Origin of the sequence: Sphingosinicella sp. (genome assembly GCF_041916975.1) — a bacterium.
GTDB lineage: Bacteria > Pseudomonadota > Alphaproteobacteria > Sphingomonadales > Sphingomonadaceae > Sphingosinicella.
The window spans coordinates 1,486,558-1,505,831 of the sequence record NZ_JAYRYK010000001.1; the positions used below are offsets into that span (position 1 = coordinate 1,486,558).

Sequence of the window (19,274 nt, forward strand, 5' to 3'; positions counted from 1 at the left end):
AACCGCCCAAGACTGTTTGCCCTTTAGGACGCGCGCAGCGCGAAACATTGGATGAAATGAAATGATCAACGCCGCCGAACGTGAACGCATCGCCCGCGAGGGTATGTACCGCCCGGATATGGAATCCGATGCCTGCGGCGTCGGGCTCATCGCGGCGACCGACGGCAAGCCGTCGCGGCGCGTGGTGGCGCTCGGCATTGATGCGCTGAAGGCGGTCTGGCATCGCGGCGCGGTGGATGCGGACGGCAAGACCGGCGACGGCGCGGGCATTCATGTCGAATTGCCCATCGCCTTCTTTTCGAAGCACATCGAGCACGCCGGACACAAGCACCGCATCGATCGCCTGCTCGCCGTGGGGCAGGTGTTCCTGCCGCGCACCAACCTTGCCGAGCAGGAAACCTGCCGCAGCATCGTCGAATCCGAGATCATCGATTTCGGCTACGAGATCTATGGCTGGCGGCAGGTGCCCGTCGATACGTCGGTGATCGGCGACAAGGCGAAGCTGACGCGCCCCGAGATCGAGCAGATCATGATCAAGGGCCCGCAGCCCGGCGAGAACTACGAAAATCAGGATGCGTTCGAAAAGGATCTGTATCTGATCCGCCGCCGCATCGAAAAGAAGATCATCGAAGCGCAGATCCGCGATTTCTACATCTGCTCGCTGTCGTCGCGCTCGATCATCTACAAGGGACTGTTCCTCGCCGAGGCGCTCTCCGTCTTCTATCCCGATCTGCAGGACGAGAAATTCGTCAGCCGCTTCGCAATTTATCACCAGCGCTATTCGACGAACACGTTCCCCACGTGGTGGCTGGCACAGCCGTTCCGCTGCCTTGCGCACAACGGCGAGATCAACACGGTTCGCGGCAACAAGAACCTGATGAAGAGCCACGAGATCAAGATGGCCGCGCAGGCTTTCGGCGATCTTTCGGAAGACATCAAGCCGGTGATCCCGGCGGGCGCTTCGGATACCGCCGCGCTCGACGCGACGTTCGAGGTGATGGTGCGTTCGGGCCGCGACGCGCCGACTGCCAAGTTGATGCTTGTGCCCGAGGCGTGGAACAAGGACACGACGCTCGCGCAGGCGCACCGCGACATGTACGCGTTCTTCGCGAGCGTGATGGAGCCGTGGGACGGCCCTGCCGCGCTCGCCATGACGGACGGGCGCTGGATCGCCGCCGCCGTCGATCGCAACGCGCTGCGCCCGATGCGCTTCACGCGCACCAGCGACAACCTTCTCATCGTCGGCTCGGAAACCGGCATGGTCGTGGTGCCAGAGGCGACCGTGATCGAGAAGGGTCGGCTGGGGCCGGGCCAGATGATCGCGGTCGATCTCGACGAGGCGCGCTACTACGACGACAAGGCGATCAAGGATCGCATCGCGGGAGAGGCGGATTACGCATCGCTCGTGAAGGGCTTCCGCAATTTCGCCGACGTGCCGGGCGCGGATGCGCCGGAGCCGGGCCAGACGCTCGATGCCGATGAACTTCGCCGCCGTCAGGTCGCTGCGGGGCTCACCATGGAGGACATGGAACTGATCCTCGCGCCGATGGTGGAGGACGCGAAGGAAGCCGTCGGCTCGATGGGCGACGACACGCCGCTCGCCGTCATTTCCGAAAACCCGCGCTGCCTGTCGCACTTCTTCCGGCAGAATTTCAGCCAGGTGACGAATCCGCCGATCGACTCGCTTCGCGAGACGCGCGTGATGAGCCTGAAGACGCGCTTTTCGAACTACGCGAACATCCTCGACAAGGATGCGAAGCAGCAGGGCGTCGTCGTGATGGAATCGCCCGTGCTGACGAACCGGGATTGGGCGCGCCTGCTCACGCACTTCGGCGATCAGGCGGCAATCATCGATTGCACTTACGATGTTGCAGGCGGCCCTGCCGCGCTGCGCGAGGCGATCGCGCGCGTGCGCGCCGAAGCCGAGCATCTCGTGCGCTCGGGCAAGAGCCAGCTCTTCCTCACCGACGAAACCGTTTCGAAGACACGCGCGGGCATCACCATGATCCTCGCCGCGGCGGGCGTGCACACGCATCTCGTGCGCAAGGGGCTGCGTTCGTTCGCCAGCATCAACGTGCGTTCGGCCGAGTGCATGGATACGCATTATTTCGCGGTGCTGATCGGTGTCGGCGCCACGACCGTGAACGCGTGGCTTTCGCAGGAATCGATTGTGGCGCGCCATGCCAAGGGCCTGTTCGGCGACATGGACCTCACCACCTGCGTGAACCGGTTCAAGAAGTCGATCGAGGACGGTCTTCTGAAGATCATGGGCAAGATGGGCATCAGCGTCATCTCGTCCTATCGCGGCGGTTATAATTTCGAGGCGGTCGGCCTGTCGCGCGCGCTCGTCGCGGATTTCTTCCCCGGTATGCCCGCGAAGATTTCGGGCGAGGGTTTCTCGTCGCTGCATGTGAGCGCGGGCGATCGGCACGCACTTGCCTACGACGAGGAAGTGACGGCGCTTCCCGTCGGCGGCCTCTATCGCTACCGCGCGAACGGCGAGCCGCACGCCTATCAGGCGAACCTCATCCATCTGCTGCAGCAGGCGGTGGCGAGCGACAGCTATTCCACCTATCTGCAGTTCAGCCGCGGCGTGCGCGATCTGCCGCCGATCTATCTGCGCGATCTTCTGGAATTCAATCACACCCGCCCTCCCGTACCGGTAGAAGAGGTGCAGTCGATCGCCGAAATCCGGAAGCGCTTCGTGACGCCGGGCATGTCTTTGGGCGCCCTGTCGCCGGAAGCGCACGAGACGCTCTCGATCGCGATGAACCGTATCGGCGCCAAGGCGGTTTCGGGCGAAGGCGGCGAGGACCGCTCGCGCTACAAGCCCTACCCCAATGGCGACAATGCGAACTCGGTCATCAAGCAGATCGCGTCAGGCCGTTTCGGCGTCACCGCCGAGTACCTCAACGCCTGCGAGGAGATCGAGATCAAGGTCGCGCAGGGCGCCAAGCCCGGCGAAGGCGGGCAGTTGCCCGGCTTCAAGGTCACCGAAATGATCGCACGCCTGCGCCACTCGACGCCGGGCGTCATGCTCATCTCCCCGCCGCCGCATCACGACATCTATTCGATCGAGGATCTCGCGCAGCTCATCTACGACCTGAAGCAGATCAACCCCGACGCGCGCGTCTGTGTGAAGCTGGTCTCGGAAGCGGGCATCGGCACGATCGCGGCGGGCGTCGCCAAAGCACACGCGGACGTGATCCTCGTCTCGGGCAACGTTGGCGGCACCGGCGCGTCTCCGCAGACCTCGATCAAGTATGCGGGCACGCCGTGGGAGATGGGCCTCACCGAGGTCAACCAGGTGCTGACGCTGAACAGCCTGCGCGGCCGCGTGAAGCTCCGCACCGACGGCGGCCTCAAGACCGGGCGCGATGTCGTGATCGCCGCGATCCTCGGCGCCGAGGAGTTCGGCATCGGCACTTTGAGCCTCGTCGCGATGGGCTGCATCATGGTGCGCCAGTGCCATTCGAACACCTGCCCCGTCGGCGTCTGCACGCAGGATGACAAGCTGCGGCAGAAATTCGCCGGAAGCCCCGAGAAGGTCATCAACCTGATGAGCTTCATCGCCGAGGAGGTCCGCGACATCCTCGCCGGTCTCGGCTTCCGCAGCCTCGACGAGGTCGTCGGCCGCACCGAGCTGCTCCGCCAGGTCAGCCGCGGCGCCGAGCATCTCGACGACCTCGATCTCAACCCCATTCTCGCCAAGGTGGATGCGCCCGACAGCGAGCGCCGCTTCAACCTGAAGACGCGCCGCAACGAGGTGCCCGACAGCCTCGACGCGCAGATGCTCGTCGATGCGAAGGCCGTGTTCGATCGCGGCGAGAAGATGCAGCTCACGTACAGCGTGCGCAACACGCACCGCGCCGTCGGCACCCGCCTCTCCTCCGCGATCACGCGCAAGTACGGCATGAACGGCCTCGCGCCCGGCCATGTCCATGTGCGGCTGCGCGGTTCCGCCGGCCAGTCGCTCGGCGCCTTCGCGGTGCAGGGCCTCAAGCTCGAAGTCTTCGGCGACGCCAACGACTATGTCGGCAAGGGCCTCTCGGGCGCGACCATCGTGGTGCGCCCGCTCGTCTCCTCGCCGCTCCGCTCGCACGAGAACACCATCATCGGCAACACCGTGCTCTACGGCGCCACAGCGGGCCGCCTCTACGCGGCCGGTCAGGCCGGCGAGCGCTTCGCCGTCCGCAACTCGGGCGCCGAGGTCGTCGTCGAGGGCTGCGGCGCCAACGGCTGCGAATACATGACCGGCGGCATGGCGGTGATCCTCGGCCCCGTGGGCGACAATTTCGGCGCGGGCATGACCGGCGGCATGGCGTTCGTCTACGACACGGCCGGAGACTTCGACACGCGCGTCAACCCGGACAGCGTGATCTGGCAGCCGGTACGCGCCGCTTACTGGGAAGGCGTGCTCCGCGCCGCGATCGAAGCCCACCACCGCGAAACCGATTCCGCATGGGCGCTGTCGATCCTCGAAGACTGGGAAACCGCCCTCTCCCGCTTCGTTCAGATCTGTCCGAAGGAGATGGTGAGCCGCATCAAGCACCCGCTGGAGGATGCGGAAAACGTGGTCGCCGCGGAGTAAGGTTGCAGCGCCGCGGGCTTCCCCGTATCACCGGGCTTAACCATGTGGCGCCTTTACCAATATCCGCTCTGCCCGTTCTCCCGGAAGGTCCGCCTCGCGCTTGCCGAGAAGGGTGTCGAGGTCGAACTCGTTCCCGAATTGCCGTGGGCGCGACGCGATGAATTCGTCGATCTGAACCCGGCCGGGCAGACCCCGGTGCTGATCGGAGATCGCGGCGCGGCGCTCATCGACAGCACCGCGATCTGCGAATATTTCGAGGAAACCATCGAGCGGATGCCGCTGCTCGGCGCGAGCGCGGCGGACCGTGCCGAGGTGCGCCGCCTGTGCGTGTGGTTCGATCAGAAATTCTACGCCGAAGTCGGCCACATCCTGCTCGCCGAGCGCATGTTCAAGCGCATCGTGCAGCGCGCATCGCCCGATGGCGGCGCGCTCCGCACGGCGGGCCGCAACCTCGAACACCACCTCGGCTACATCGAATATCTGCTCGATCACCGTCGCTGGCTCTCGGGCACGACGTTCGGCCTCGCCGATATCGCGGCCGCAGCACATCTTTCGGTGATCGACTATCTCTCCGCGCTCGATTGGCACGGCCACGCAACCGCGAAGCAGTGGTATTCGGCGATCAAATCGCGGCCCACGTTCCGCGCACTCCTCTCGGAACGCATGGACGGCCTCTCGCCTCCCGCGCACTACGACAAGCTGGATTTCTAAAAAGCTGCTTACGCTTACTTGGGCTTCGGAACCTTCTCGCGCGCCTTCTGCAGTTCGCGCTCGCGGCGCCACTGCTCGTATTCGTTCCGGCTGCAGCCGACATCGCCCGCGGGGCCGACCGCGCTGCACGCGCTGCTCGGCGCGACATTCCCCGGTTCGGTGAGCTTCAGCCGCTCGCTCGGAACGTCGGTGCCCGGCTCGCCCGGCTCCGGCGGGGTTTCCACCGTCGGCTCCTCATCGGGGCGGCCGCAGACCACAATCTCGCCCCGGCGCTCAGGATTCGGGCAGTTTTCCGGCATCCACTGGTCGAGCGGAACGCGCTTCAGAACGCCGCTGTTCGTCACCGGCGGCTTGGCGCTCTCCGGCTGGGCGGCCTGAGCCAGCGCCGTACCGGATACGGCCGCGCCCGCCATTCCAATCGCTGCAACCAGTGCCAGACGAATCATCACGTTCCTTTCCGCCGCCGCCCGCTGGTGGACGACATCCTCACCCTTACCCAACGCCGCGCGGCGTGAACAGTGCCTGAACTTTTCGTGCTCCGGTTCTTGCCGAGGGTTTGGGGAATTCAGTTCAGGCCGAGGCGAAAACGGTGGATTTCGAGAACCGGAGCGGAGCGTACTTAACGTACGTGAGCACCGGAAGCGGAGAAAGCTGCCGTTTGCAGCCCGGCATGGGCTGAATTCCCCGAACCCTAGCTCACGAGCAGCGCGCGCGCCTGGCTGCCGAGATGCGCGAGCATCGCGGTGGTGACGACGCCGGACTTGCGCGCCCGCGCCGTGGCGTCCGCCATGCGCTGGATGAGGACCGGATTGGCCGCGCTCCAGGCCTCGATCGCCTTCACCGGATCTCCGCCCTTCTTGGTCTGGCGCTTGATGAGGTCGATACGCAGCTGCTCGAAATCGCGCAGCAGGCCCGCGACGAGCAGCCGCTCCCACGGGTCGGACGGCGAAAGCTGCGCGGTAACGCCCTTCGCCCAGTCCAGCCCCAGCGTCTCGCCGACACGCGTATAGGCATCGGCAATGGCCCGCTCGGTCACGCCGAGTTCGGCAGCCAGCCTTGCGTTCCCAATCGATCCATCGAGACCTTCAAGTTCAACGAGGCGCTCGGTGATGTCCGCGGGCGCGCCGTCGCGCAGCAGTTCCTGCCGCAGCCGCTCGACCTGCGCGCGCGGCTCCGGCCGCAGCAGCTTGTCGAGCTGCTTCGCGAGCCGCTGGATGCCCGGCTTCCACGCCGTGATGCACGCCGAGGGCTGATCGCCCGGTGTCGATGCGCGCAGCGCATCCGCCATCTGCGTGCGAAGCCCGCGGATCGATTTAGCGTGCAGCACGATGTGCGTGCGCGCATCCACCGCCGCGGTGTCGATCGTCCGCCACAGGTCGCGAAGGTCGAACAGCTCGCGCGCCATAACGAAGGCGGAGGCGACATGCGCGAGGCTGGTGCCCTGCTCCTCCGAAAGCTCGAACGCGAGCGTGATGCCGCCGCGATTGACGATCTGGTTCGCGAGCTTCGTGGCGATGATTTCGCGGCGCAGCCGGTGGCCGGTCACGCCCGCCTTGAAGGCTTTCAAGACGGCAGGCGGGAATGCCATTTCGAGATCGTGCACGAGCAGTGGATCGTCGGGCAGCGGACTTTCCACAATCGTGTCGTAGAGCGTCATCTTCGCATAGGCGAGCAGCACGGCGAGTTCGGGCCGTTCGAGCCCGCCGCCGGCAAGCGCGCGCTGCGTCAGCTGCTCATCGCTCGGCAGGTTCTCGACCACGCGGTCGAGCCGCCCGCTCGCTTCGAGAAGCTGGATGACACGCTGATAGGCGGGCAGCGCACTGCTGCCGCCGATCTCGGCCACCGAAATCGCCTGCGTCTGCATCACGTTGTCGCGCAGCACGAGCTGGCCGACATCGTCGGTCATCGATTCAAGCAGCGTGTTGCGCGCCGCCATGCTCATCTTGCCGGAAGCGAGCGCGGGCTGCAGCGCGATCTTGATGTTCACCTCGTTGTCCGAACAATCGACACCCGCCGAATTGTCGATGAAGTCGGTGTTGATGCGGCCGTGGGCACGCGCGAACGCGATGCGGCCCTGCTGCGTAACGCCAAGGTTCGCCCCCTCGCCGATCACGCGCACGCGCATCTCCTCGGCATTCACCCGAACGGGGTCGTTGGCGCGGTCGCCGACGTCGGCATTCGATTCTGTCGCCGCCTTCACATAGGTGCCGATGCCGCCGAACCAGCAGAGATCGGCGCGGCTCTTCAGGATCGCGTGGATCAGGTCGGTTGGCGACAGGCTCTTCGCGTCCACGTCCAGCATCGCCTGCACCTCGGGGGTGAGCGCAATCGATTTCTGGCTGCGCGGGAAGACCCCGCCACCCTTCGAAATCAGTTTCTTGTCGTAATCGTCCCACGACGATCGCGGCAGCTTGAACAGCCGGTCGCGTTCCTTCCAGCTTTTCGCCGGATCGGGTTCGGGATCGAAGAAGATGTGACGGTGATCGAACGCAGCGACCACCTTCAGCGTCTTCGAAAGCAACATGCCGTTGCCGAACACGTCACCCGACATGTCGCCGACGCCGATCACGCGGACCTCGTCTTTCTGCACATCGATACCGCGTTCGCGGAAATGCCGCTGCACGGAAATCCATGCGCCCTTGGCGGTGATGCCCATCGCCTTGTGGTCATAGCCGTTGGCGCCGCCGCTCGCGAACGCATCGCCCAGCCAGAAGCCATGATCGACGCTGATCGCATTGGCGATGTCGGAAAAGGTCGCCGTGCCCTTGTCGGCGGCGACAACGAGATAGGGATCGGGCGCATCGTGGCAGACGATGCCCGCGGGCGGCACGTCCTTGCCCTCCACGATATTGTCCGTCACCGAAAGCAGCGCGCGAATATAAATGCGATACGCCTCCTGCCCTTCGGCAAGCCACGCTTCGCGGTTCGATGCCGGCGGCAACTGCTTGGGATAGAAACCGCCCTTGGAGCCGGTGGGAACGATCACCGCGTTCTTCACCATCTGCGCCTTCACGAGGCCCAGCACCTCGGTGCGGAAATCGTCGCGGCGATCGGACCAGCGCAGGCCGCCGCGCGCAATGCGGCCGCCGCGCAGGTGGATGCCTTCCACGCGCGGGGAATAGACCCAGATCTCGCGGTAGGGAACGGGCGGCGGCAGGCCCGGCACCGCATGGGAATCGAGCTTGAACGCCAGCGCTTCCGGCCCTGCTCCGGACTCACCGTTCACGAAGGCATTGGTTCTGAGCGTCGCCGAGATGATGTCGCGGTAGAGGCTGATGATGCGGTCTTCGTCGATCGCGGAGACATCGGCAAGCCCGCCGTCGATCCGGCCCCGCGCCTCGGCGATGGCCGCGTCACGCGCCTTCACGCCCGGCGTGAAACGCGCGCGGAACAGATCGACGAGCGCAGCCGTGATCGCGCCGTGCGCGCGCAGCGCATCCACCACCGTCTGTTGGCTGTAGGAGACGCCCGTCTGCCGCATGTAGCGGAAATACGCACGCAGCCACACGACATTGCCGATCGGCAGCGCCGCACCAACGACGAGCGCGTTGAACACGTCGTTTTCCTGCTCGCCCTTCAAGACCGAACGGAGCGCGGGTTCGGCACGTTCCTTCACGAATGCCATGTCGATGGCTTCGCCGCGGCCGCTCTCCACCATGAAATCATGGATCCAGCCGAGCCGCCCACCCGCGAGGTCGAACGGATATTCCTCGATCACGCGGAAGCCGAAGTTCTCGAGCGCCGGGACGACCTCCGAAAGCGGGATGATCTCGCCGAGCCGGTAGATCTTGATGCGCAGCCGGTTTTCCGCGTCGCCGGGGCGGCGATAGATAAACACGTCGCGGTCGTCGCCGGTTTCGAGCGCGGTGAGGCGCATCACGTCCTCGGCCGCCTCGTCGGCACTGAACTGCTCGCGGTACGATGCCGTGAAGCTGCGCCCGTGGCTGAGCGCGAGGCGCGCTGCGCGGGTCGCGCCCGCGCGCTCGGAAAGCGCCGCTTCCAGCGCCTCTTCCCAGCCGCGCACCAGCGATGTCAGCCGCGCGTCGAGCGCAGCTTCGTCGACCTCGGGCACCTGCCCCGGCGTGGTGCCGAGATAATATTGGACGCGCGCGAGCCCTTCGGCGCGCAGTTCCACGTCATAGCGCGAAAGCCGTGCCTGGAAGGCATCCTCCAGCATCGCGCCGACACGCTCGCGGATGCCGCTGTGGTAGGCGTCGCGCGGCACGTAGACGATCACGGATACGAACCGCCCGAACGGGTCGAGCCGCGTGAACAGCTTGGGCCGCGGGCGTTCGAGCAGCGACAGCATCCCGAGCGCCATGCCGGTCAGGCGTTCGGCGTCGACGAGGAACAGGTCCTCGCGCGGGAACGTGTCGATGATGTGCGCGAGCGCCTTGCCGGTGTGGCTGCGCGGATCGAAGCCGAGCGCCGCCTCGACACGCTCCACCTTGCGGCGCACGATCGGGATCGATTTCGGCGAGGCCGCGAGTGCAGCGGAGGTGAACAGGCCCGCGAAGCGGCGTTCGCCGATCACCTTGCCCTTGTCGTTGTAGCGCTTGACGCTGACGACATCGTAGAAGGCGTTGCGGTGCACCGAAGAGACCGTGTTCGCCTTGGTGACGAGCAGCGGATCGGGCGTCGCCATATAGGCGCGCAGTGCCGCCGGCAGCACCTCGAAGCCTTCGGCGCCGCGCCACAGCGGGAACGCCGGGTCGCGCAGCAGTCCGTGCCCCTCGCCCGCCTTCGGCTCGACCTTCGCATCGGTCAGCGCGCGGCCGAAATCATAGTCGCAGGCGCCGAGCAGCGTGAAATTGTCCTGACCCAGCCAGTCGAGGAAGGCCTTCGCCTCCATAACGTCGTCGGCAGGCACCGGGATCGACGACCGGCCGAGTTCGGCGCGGGCGTCGCCGAGCCGCGCGAGCATGGCGCGCCAATCTTCGACCGCGACGCGCACTTCGGCGAGCACGCGCGCCAGATCTTCGGCAAGCGCAGTGCGACCGCGCGCGCCGACCCGGTCGGCCTCGACATAGATGAAGGACTCGCGAAGTCCGCCGTCGGCCTCGCCGCGTGCGGGCGCGATCGATTTGACCTTGCCGGCCTTGTCGCGCTCGACCGCCAGGATCGGGTGCAGCATCCGGTGGATCGTGATGCCGCTGCGCGTGAGCGCCGCGGAAACGGAATCGACGAGGAACGGCATGTCGTCGTTCAGGATGCCGATCCATGTGCGGCGGCGGCCCGGTTCGCCTTCAGACGACGCGATCTCGATGACGGGGGCGCCCGGCGTGCGCGTGTCGAACAGCCCGGCCGCGAAGTCGACGATGGCTTTCGCTGCGTCTTTGTCCAGGTTCTCGGTTTCACCCGGAAGCGCGTGATCGAAAAGCGCGGTTTCTAATGATTTCAATAGATTACGGGAAACTTTGGGTTTCGGCGCTTCATGAGTCGCCGCGGCGGTCGCCATCTCAACACTCCGGATAGAGAATGAAGTGACCTTATGCGATTTTGCCTCTTCCGAGGCAAGTTTAGTGCGCGGCGAGGCGTTTCAGGGCCACTTCGAGCAGATTTTGGGTGTGCGGAACCGCTTCCAGCACATCGATTCCGCCCGAATCGCTCTTTTTCGCAACGAGCAGCACGAACTCCTCGTCACTCTGGATCTCGAGATGCGCAAGCGGCTCGGTCGCGCGCAGCCGCGCCCGCACCGTCTCGGTCGTTTTCGTCACGGCAGCCGGCTTCGCCTTCGCCGCCCGCTCCCGCTGCACCAGCCCCTTGAGCCCGCCCTCGGCACTGACAACAAAGGCAATGAACCCGCCCGCCGGAATCCCGGCCCGCACCGCCGCCCCCAGCGCGGAGGCGAACTCGGTAAGCCGGGTCTTGTCGTAATCCGCACCGAACACCAGCTTCGCCACCGCCGTCAGCGGCGCCCGCGCCTGAACCTTCAGCCCAGCCTCAGCGAGCAACGCCGCGAAACCCTCGGGGTCCCCCTCGGATGCGAGGTGGAAATCATAAGCATTCCCAAGCGCCCGATAGAGTGCGGCACGCGAACGCTGGTCCGCCGTCTGCACCGCCGCCGCGTTGGCACGCGCAACCGCAAGCCGCCCCGCAAGATCGCCCGGCTCCAGCTCGACAACCGCGGCCTCGGCCTTATGCGCGATGATCGGCTCGTCACCGTCGGCTTCATGCGCCTCGAACGCCAGCTGCGCTTCGAACTCGGCGCCTGCCAGCTCTTTCCAGTTGATCACGCCGTAGATGAAATCGATGCTGTCATCGTCCGACGACAGCGGCATCAGGATGCCGCGGTAAAGCGTGTTGTTGCCGCGCTGCGACACGAACTCGGCCTCGAAGCCGATCGGCGCGCGATTGGCGATGATCTCGAAAAAATGGTCGGTAAGCCGCGAGACGAGCGAGCGGCTCGGCACGTGGTCGAGCGCGATGTCGGCACTCGAAAGCCCACACTCTTCACGCAGCAGTGTCCCGATGTAGCGCAGGCGCGGGTTCTCGCGGTCTTCCGTGAAATCGAGCAGGATCGAGTGCGGTCCGAAATCGTCGAGGCTCGCCGGATCAAGATCGGTCACGCTCGGAAACTCGCGCCCGCGCAGCAGCGACGCCCAGTAGTTATAGGCGCGCACGTGCATACGCCGCTCGTCCTGATCGGCGAAGATCGGCGGCGCCTCGAAATCCGGCTCGGAAAGGTCGAGAAAGTCTTCGCTCATGTCGCTCATTTTCGAACCCAATTCGCCCCGCTGTGCTGAACAGTACGGACCATGCCCGCGAAGCCGTTGAATAATGGTTAACAGCCTGTTTCGCCGACCCCATCCGCCGCATGGTCAAAGCCTCGTTAAGAAATCTCCGCTAGCGTCCGCCCATTCAGTGAATCAGGGGCACAGCGGGTGACACGGGCTATTCAGGACTGGGCAAAATCGGGCGGGGCGGGCGTGATCGTATCGGCACCGTCGACACCGCAGCTCAACGTGGCGGACCGGCGTCAGGCGATTGACCCCGAGGGGACCCTCGTCGCCACGCTCGCCGAGTTCTGGCCGCACGTAGAGCCGCAGATCGACGCGTTCGTGCGCACCTACATCGATCATTTCGCCCGACTCGCCCCCGGCCATGCTCGCGCCGACGACCCACACGGTCGCAAGCTCGCCGAGGGCATCGTCTACGCACGAGAGAAATGGTGCGACCCGTTCGGTTCAGCGTTTGGCGAGCGGCTCGTCGCCGCCGCGCGCGCCATCGATCGACGCGGTATTCCGCATCACATTGTTTTGGCCAGCTATCAGGCGAGCGACGAGGCCGTGCTGCGGCACCTGACCGTCGCCCTCGCCGACGCACCCGCACAGTTGCTGCGCGCCACGACGGCGCTGATGCGCCTTGCCTCCTATGAAGCGAGCGTACTTATCGCGGCACTTCACGACCTTGAGCGCGCGCGCGTCGACACACTGCTCCGCGAACAGGCCAACCGTTTCCGGCAAGAGATCGCCGCTGTCGTCGAGCGCGCAGGCGCACAGAGCCGCGCGCTTCGTGAACGCTCGCAGTCCGCCGCGCGGCGCACGCGCGAGATGCTGGGCAGTGCCGCAGAGGTCTCGTCCGCCGCCGAGCAGTCTGCCGTCGCAATGCGTCAGGCCGCCGAAACCGCCGCGAGCCTCATTCGCGTGATTGAGGAAACCCGCCGCGATGTCGACGCCACCACCGGCATCGCCAACGAAGCGACCGCGCAGGCAGACGCAGCCGCAACCACCGTTTCCATGCTCGAAAGCCACGGGCAGGCGATCGAATCGATCGTCAGCCTGATCCGCGACATCGCCGGGCAGACGAATCTCCTCGCACTCAACGCCACGATCGAGGCAGCGCGCGCAGGCGAAAGCGGCCGCGGTTTCGCCGTCGTCGCCTCCGAAGTGAAGTCGCTCGCCGGCCAGACCGCGCGCGCCACCGACGAAATCGCCGCCAAGATCGCCGCCATTCAGGAAGCGACGCGCAACACCGTGAACGCCAACGGCGCCATCCGGCGCACGGTAGACGGCGTCCGCGTCTCCGCCGACAGCATCCGCACCGCAATGGACAGCCAGGCCGCCACCGTCACCACGATCAGCGGCTCCGTCGACGAAACTGCGCTTTCCGCCGACGCCATGTCCCACGCCATCGCCCGCATCCGCCAGACGACCGAGGCCATGGCTTCCGAGATGGATACGGTGGAAACCTCGTTCCGCAGCGTCGACGACGACCTCGCCGCGCTTCAGCAGGCTGTTCACAGCTTCACCACCGGGCTCGCTGCGTGAACCGGCACGACACCTTGGCGCTTGTCTTGCCCCCCGCACACTGTTAAGGGGACCGCCGTTTCCGGGATAAGCCGCTTTAGCTCAGCCGGTAGAGCACATCATTCGTAATGATGGGGTCAGGTGTTCGAGTCACCTAAGCGGCACCACCCCTTCTTCCCAAAACGTTCTAAAACCTTGATTTTTTGCGGGCTACGAAGGAATCTCCTCCTTTGAGCGGTCTCGCTTTGTTCCACGAAATTCCACTGGATCGCAGAAATCCGGGGGCAATTTTGGGGGCAACGCGATAGCTGAAGAGGCGTTGCCCCCAAATGTGCTTGAGAGCCGCAGAAATCCGTACGTTTCCGACACTCGATACCCTCTATCGAAAATCGGACGAAAAAGGCCTGTATCTGGAGGTCCGCCCTAGCGGCGGAAAGCTCTGGTTCTTCAAGTATCGCGTTCACGGGTCGGAAAAGCGACTAGCGCTCGGCCCTTGGCCCGAGGTCAGTTTGGCTGAGGCACGCGATCTGAGGGATCAGGCGCGACGTGCCGTTCGGAGCGGGAAAGATCCGCTTCAGGAACGAAAGAAGGAAAAAATTACAGCCCAGCTTAGTGCCGGCAACAGTTTCCAATCAGTGGCCGAGGATTTCATTGAGGTGAAGTTTGTTGGTAACCGTAAGGCCGAGGCTACCATTGAGAAAGCTCGTTGGTTTCTCTCGCATCTGACAGGCGCAATCGGTGCCCGCCCCATCGCGGATATCGAGCCTGCGGAATTGCTAGCCGCGCTCAAGACGATCGAGAGGGCTGGGAAAAGAGAAACCGCCATGAGGACGCGGGCCTTTGCGAGCCGCGTTTTCCGACATGGCGTCGCGATGTCCCTGTGCAAGACAGACCCTGCGGCGCTTATAGGGGACGCCTTGATGTCGCCGATCGTGAAGCATCGTGCGGCCATTCTGGACCCCGCGGGCCTTGGGGAGCTTCTGAAAGCGGTCGACGAATACGGCGGCGGCCCCATCGTCAAAATCGCAATGCAGCTTCTCCCGCATGTTTTCGTCCGGCCGGGTGAACTCCGATATGCGAAATGGGATGAGGTCGATTGGGAAGAGGCTGTATGGCGAATTCCGGCTGAGCGAACCAAGCTCCGGCGTCCGCATAGCGTTCCGCTGTCGCCGCAGTCCGTTGCGCTTTTGCAGGAGCTGCGCCGTCACACGGGTTGGATGGACTGGTTGTTTCCCGGAGAACGCAGCCATCTGAAGCCGATGTGCGAGAACGCCATCAACCTCGCCTTCAGGCGCATGGGATTTCCCAAAGACGTTGTCACCGCTCATGGCTTCAGGGCGACTGCGAGCACTCTGCTAAACGAGAGTGGAAAATGGCATCCCGACGCCATCGAGCGCGCATTGGCCCACGGACACAGCAATGCCGTGCGCGGAACCTACGCAAGAGGCCAGCACTGGGACGAACGCGTCGAAATGGCGCAATGGTGGAGTGACTACCTTGACCGCCTGAAGGTCGGCGGAGCAGTGATCCCCATTCACAAGCTCAAAAGCGTAGGCTGAGTATTTCGCTCAGTCTGATTTCGGCGTGACCCACACTTCGACGGGTGCGATGAACTTGCCCGGGGCGGGCTTGCCGACATGCACGCGGTCTGCCGTGACCCGCTCTCCGGTTTCAAGGTTGAATGTCGCCCACGGCTTGGGCATCCGGCCGAAGGTCATCTTCTGGATGGGCTGGCCTGTGGCCGTGTTCATGATCGTTGCGATGATTGCCATGCCGGGCCGGTAGCGGGCACGCCCTCATCTTGTCCAGCGAAGGTCCTGCCTACTCCGCCGGAAGATCATCGACATGGAAGAACATGGGGTTCTTCATCCACGCGGCAACGGCGGACTCGCGCCAGCCGGTGCAGCGCGTGGCGATCCGGACCTGCCTTGGGAACGTGCCGCTTTGCATCTTCCGGTAGAGCGTCGAACGGCTGAGCCCGGTGCGGTCGAGGACAGTGTGCAAGCGCAGGATACGGTCATGGGACATGGCTGGTCCTTCCTTAAGCGGTTGTCAGCGCCCCCTTGCGAAGATCAGGAAGTCCAGAATTGGCGCACGCGTCAAGAGTGCCAAAACAGTGCCAAACGGACGAATAGTACGTTCTGGAAGCATACGGACGCACGTGAACGCATATTGATGCTTATTGACGCAAAGATATTTTTGATAGGCGCCGAGAATTACCGTCTCAGGAGGTTCCGCAGTACAAAAGCCACGCGAATCACTTAACGTCAAAAGTACATTTTGGTGGAACAAGACGTCGTTTCGGCAATTTTGCGTTCATGCGCGTTCGTGTAGGGGAACGCGCAAGTCCCGCAATACAGCGGGACGCAAAACCAACGGGGTCTTACTTCATGACTGAACAGAACACGCATCAGGATCTCCTGGCGCTCACCGCCGACATCGTCTCCTCGCATGTCGCGAACAATACGGTCGCGGTCTCCGACCTGCCAACGCTCATCTCGAACGTCTACGCGGCGCTCGCGAAGCTCGGCGGTGTGGTTGAGGCGGAAAAGCCCAAGCAAGAGCCCGCTGTCTCGATCCGCGCGTCGGTGAAGCCCGACTTCATCACATGTCTTGAGGACGGCAAGAAGCTGAAGATGCTGAAGCGCCATCTGATGACGCACTACAACATGACCCCCGACGAATACCGCGCGAAGTGGGGTCTTCCCGCCGACTATCCGATGGTCGCGCCAAATTACGCGCTGCAGCGCCAGGAACTGGCGAAGAAGATCGGCCTTGGCACCAAGCGTACCACGCCCGGCCGCGGCAAGAAGAAAGCCTGAGCATGACAGGGGCCGCCGTGCATGGCGGCGGCTATTTCTCTTAGCCGCCTCACACGATCCGTTGACACTGCCGTAACGATATGGTGCTGCCGCGAAGTGCACTTGCGCACATTGATGGGGGCATCATGAAAATCGCCATAGCAACTGTATCCGCGGCTTTGTGCCTTGCGGCAGCGCCGCTCCACGCGCAGGACTCAGCGCCTGCCGAAACCGCGGCACCGGCCGCGCCGGCCGCCGAGGCGCCGGTCCCGGATGCGGCCGCCGAAGCGCCGGTCGCCCGCGTGCTTCCGGCAAGCACGCAGGTTTCGATCACCTCGGACAGCGAGATCACATCGAAAAAGGTCGAGGTCGGCGATAAGTTCCAGTTCACCGTGGTGAATGACGTTCAGGAAGCCGGAGCGGTCGCCATTCCGCGCGGCTCGAAGGTCGAGGCCACCGTCACGTGGAAGACCGGCAAGGCCGTCGGCGGCAAGTCGGGCAAGTTCGAGCTCAGCTTCGACAAGATCAATGTGCGCGGCGCCGACTACAAGATGCGCGGCACACACCGGCAGGAAGGCAAGGGCAACACGGTTGCCGCCGTGTTCGCGACCTGGCTGGTGAGCGGCCGCTCGGCCGTCATGCTGCCCGGGCAGATGGTGACGGTGTTTACCGACCAGCCGATCCCGTATTGAGAAATGCCTTTGCTCGTGCCGCCGCACGTGGCGGCGCGGACTTTATCCCCACGTTTTGACGCCATGCGTCGAAGCCGATAGCCACCCCGCCCTCACGGGCGGGTGATGTCGTTTATACCGTCCTGAGAATCGGGAGCGGGCGTCACGGGACTTAGGCGGGCCGCGCCGGCCTGCAACCTGCCTGCGGCAGGTCTTCCACATGCGTTCCAGCCCTTCGGGTGCACGCCGCCTCATGCGGCCCGCCTGATCCCGTTCCTGCCGCCCGCCCCCGCCCTCCGGCCGGGGCCGCGGCTTTGGCAGGAGAAGGATGATGAACGGGAAGAGCGGCTCTGAAACCAGTTTGCAGGCAGATAGCGAGACGCTGGCCATCATGCGGGAGACGTTCGGCACGCTGCCGACGCAGACCCGGGCCGTGTTCGCGCTGCACCGCTTCGATGGCCTCGACTATGCCAGCATTGCGGTGCGGCTCGGGATCAGCGCGGCGGATGTCGAACGGCACGTCGCGCTTGCGCTGCGCGCGTTCGCTTATGCGCTGATCCGCGCGGGCAAGCTGTGACGACGCGGCGGGCTTGCGGCATATCGGCAAGCAATAAGTGCTTGGCAAGTCGAGGTTCAGCGGCGAATCTGTGTCCATGAGAACGGGGCTCGATCATCTTCCGGAGGGCAAGCAGCGCGAACTGGCGCATGTCGTGCGCGTGCTGTTCGAAGAGTTTGCCGAAGCCACCGCCCGCTCGACCCAGCCGTGGAAGAAGGCCGGGCGCATCCTCAAGGTCATCCTCTACGGCAGCTATGCCCGCGGCGACTGGGTTGATGATCCCGTCGGCGGGTACAAGTCGGATTACGACATCCTTGTCGTCGTCAGTGATGAGCGTCTCACCGACGTTGTCGATTACTGGGCTGCTGCAGACGACCGGTTGATGCGCGACATGACGATAAGCGGCGTGCTCAGCGCGCCCGTCGGGTTCATCGTTCATAGCCTCAAGGACGTGAACAAGCAGCTTGAGCAGGGCCGTCCCTTCTTCATCGACATCACCGAACAGGGCATCGCGCTCTACGAGGCCGAAGGGTTCGGGCTTGCCCGGCCCCGCAAGCTTCCTCCCGAAGAGGCCTGCGCCGAGGCTCAGAAGCATTTCGATCAGTGGTTTCCGAAAGTTTCCAGCGCCGTGAAGGGTGCTGCGCGCTATGTCGAGGATGGGGAGTACAACGACGCGGCATTCACGCTCCACCAAGCGGTGGAACGCGCATACCACTGCACCTTGCTGGTGCTTACGCTTTACTCGCCCAAATCACACAAGCTGAACTTCCTGCGCGGGCATGCGGAAGACGTGGCGCCGGAGCTGATCGCTGCCTGGCCACGCGACGACAAGTTCAGCCGTCGGTGTTTCGAGCTCCTTCGGCTGGCCTATGTCAATGCCCGCTACTCGCCGCACTACAAGGTCACTGAAGAGGAACTTTCTTGGCTCGGCGAGCGGGTCGCCATCCTGCAAGACGTCGTGAAGACGGTTTGCGAACGACGGCTGTCTCAAAGCTAAGGAAACTGACGGACTTTCGGGGCTGAAGCCGGTCCGGTGGCTTCAGATGATGCGGTGGCGTGTCTGCGCATCGCCGAAGCATAGTGCATCTGGCGGCACCCGCCCGAGTTGCGGACATTCCCCGCGCAGATCGGCTGTCCCAATAGCCGATGTCTCTTCAAATGCCCCGCGATGCCAGGCATTGTCCGGAAGCCGAATGGCAGGTTGTGGTTGGCCTACCGGTCGAGTTCGCCGTCGGTTTGGATCAGAGGCATTGCGTCAGCTTCGGATGGTTTGGCCCCGTCATCGGCTGTGCCGGTGCGATAGTGTTCGAAGAAGGTGAGCGTCCGCGCAATCATGTCCGGAGCGTTCAGCGTCATCGCGTGGGTGTCGCCCTCGTAGATGTGTAGCGCGAAGGGCGTGCCGGCCTTGTTCAGCCCCTGCGCCACGTCGAGCGCGTCCTTGACCGGCACGCGCCAGTCGGCAGTGCCATGAAACAGGATCGTGGGCACCTTGATCTCATCCGCCCACAGGATGGCAGAGCGGCGGTCGAGCGCGGCCTCCGGGTCTGCGGCATAGTCCGTCATCATGCGAGCCCGCATCGGTATCAACTTCGGCCGGTTCGCGTCGCGAACACTACCGGCGCCGGCCCGGATGGCCATGGCGCGCATCGGAAACCCCTCCCGCGCCAGCATATAGGCCTGCATCCCTCCGCGGGA

13 protein-coding genes, 1 tRNA gene and 1 pseudogene are annotated in these 19,274 nt (G+C 64.4%); 9 read left to right on the top strand and 6 right to left on the bottom strand.

Features of this window, described 5'->3' with window-relative positions:
* Positions 1-61: 61 nt before the first annotated feature.
* Positions 62-4,591, top strand: coding sequence for a glutamate synthase large subunit (gene gltB / locus ACE3TJ_RS06975; protein ID WP_374595215.1), 4,530 nt, complete (start codon positions 62-64; stop codon positions 4,589-4,591).
* A 42-nt stretch (positions 4,592-4,633) separates the two neighbouring features.
* A complete protein-coding gene (locus ACE3TJ_RS06980; RefSeq protein WP_374595217.1) occupies positions 4,634-5,302 on the top strand; it encodes a glutathione S-transferase family protein in 669 nt (222 codons plus the stop codon).
* A gap of 14 nt (positions 5,303-5,316) precedes the next feature.
* Here the strand turns inward: ACE3TJ_RS06980 and ACE3TJ_RS06985 are convergent, their stop codons facing one another.
* The 3 genes from ACE3TJ_RS06985 to ACE3TJ_RS06995 all read right to left on the bottom strand — a co-directional run bounded on the left by ACE3TJ_RS06985 (position 5,317) and on the right by ACE3TJ_RS06995 (position 12,018).
* Positions 5,317-5,751: a hypothetical protein gene (locus ACE3TJ_RS06985; RefSeq protein WP_374595219.1), complete on the bottom strand. Its 435-nt coding sequence runs from the start codon at positions 5,749-5,751 to the stop codon at positions 5,317-5,319.
* Positions 5,752-5,993: 242 nt separating this feature from the next.
* On the bottom strand, positions 5,994-10,760 hold the full coding sequence (locus tag ACE3TJ_RS06990; protein ID WP_374595221.1) for an NAD-glutamate dehydrogenase: 4,767 nt from the start codon (positions 10,758-10,760) through the stop codon (positions 5,994-5,996).
* A gap of 61 nt (positions 10,761-10,821) precedes the next feature.
* Positions 10,822-12,018, bottom strand: a complete 1,197-nt coding sequence (locus ACE3TJ_RS06995; RefSeq protein ID WP_374595223.1) for a hypothetical protein — start codon at positions 12,016-12,018, stop codon at positions 10,822-10,824.
* A 168-nt stretch (positions 12,019-12,186) separates the two neighbouring features.
* On the opposite strand from ACE3TJ_RS06995, the gene ACE3TJ_RS07000 reads away from it, so the two are divergent.
* From ACE3TJ_RS07000 to ACE3TJ_RS07010, 3 genes are all read left to right on the top strand, one after another.
* The gene (locus ACE3TJ_RS07000; protein ID WP_374595225.1) at positions 12,187-13,572 is read left to right on the top strand and encodes a methyl-accepting chemotaxis protein; all 1,386 of its coding nucleotides are present in this window, start codon (positions 12,187-12,189) and stop codon (positions 13,570-13,572) included.
* A 70-nt stretch (positions 13,573-13,642) separates the two neighbouring features.
* Positions 13,643-13,718 (top strand) — tRNA-Thr (locus ACE3TJ_RS07005).
* Between the two features lie 162 nt (positions 13,719-13,880).
* A complete protein-coding gene (locus ACE3TJ_RS07010) occupies positions 13,881-15,110 on the top strand; it encodes a tyrosine-type recombinase/integrase (RefSeq protein ID WP_374595227.1) in 1,230 nt (409 codons plus the stop codon).
* Positions 15,111-15,119: 9 nt separating this feature from the next.
* Here ACE3TJ_RS07010 and ACE3TJ_RS07015 read toward each other — a convergent pair whose 3' ends face one another.
* Positions 15,120-15,323, bottom strand: a complete 204-nt coding sequence (locus ACE3TJ_RS07015) for a hypothetical protein (RefSeq protein WP_121050356.1) — start codon at positions 15,321-15,323, stop codon at positions 15,120-15,122.
* Between the two features lie 49 nt (positions 15,324-15,372).
* The gene (locus ACE3TJ_RS07020; protein WP_374595230.1) at positions 15,373-15,579 is read right to left on the bottom strand and encodes a helix-turn-helix transcriptional regulator; all 207 of its coding nucleotides are present in this window, start codon (positions 15,577-15,579) and stop codon (positions 15,373-15,375) included.
* A 362-nt stretch (positions 15,580-15,941) separates the two neighbouring features.
* On the opposite strand from ACE3TJ_RS07020, the gene ACE3TJ_RS07025 reads away from it, so the two are divergent.
* The 4 genes and pseudogenes from ACE3TJ_RS07025 to ACE3TJ_RS07040 all read left to right on the top strand — a co-directional run bounded on the left by ACE3TJ_RS07025 (position 15,942) and on the right by ACE3TJ_RS07040 (position 18,576).
* Positions 15,942-16,373, top strand: a complete 432-nt coding sequence (locus ACE3TJ_RS07025) for a MucR family transcriptional regulator (RefSeq protein WP_374595232.1) — start codon at positions 15,942-15,944, stop codon at positions 16,371-16,373.
* A gap of 125 nt (positions 16,374-16,498) precedes the next feature.
* On the top strand, positions 16,499-17,044 hold the full coding sequence (locus ACE3TJ_RS07030; RefSeq protein WP_374595234.1) for a hypothetical protein: 546 nt from the start codon (positions 16,499-16,501) through the stop codon (positions 17,042-17,044).
* Positions 17,045-17,339: 295 nt separating this feature from the next.
* Positions 17,340-17,600, top strand: a pseudogene (locus tag ACE3TJ_RS07035) (sigma factor-like helix-turn-helix DNA-binding protein); the annotation flags it as partial.
* A 76-nt stretch (positions 17,601-17,676) separates the two neighbouring features.
* Positions 17,677-18,576: a HEPN domain-containing protein gene (locus ACE3TJ_RS07040; protein ID WP_374599341.1), complete on the top strand. Its 900-nt coding sequence runs from the start codon at positions 17,677-17,679 to the stop codon at positions 18,574-18,576.
* Positions 18,577-18,791: 215 nt separating this feature from the next.
* Here the strand turns inward: ACE3TJ_RS07040 and ACE3TJ_RS07045 are convergent.
* Positions 18,792-19,274, bottom strand: a 483-nt coding sequence (locus ACE3TJ_RS07045) for an alpha/beta hydrolase family protein (protein ID WP_374595236.1), incomplete at its 5' end; no start/stop codon positions are given.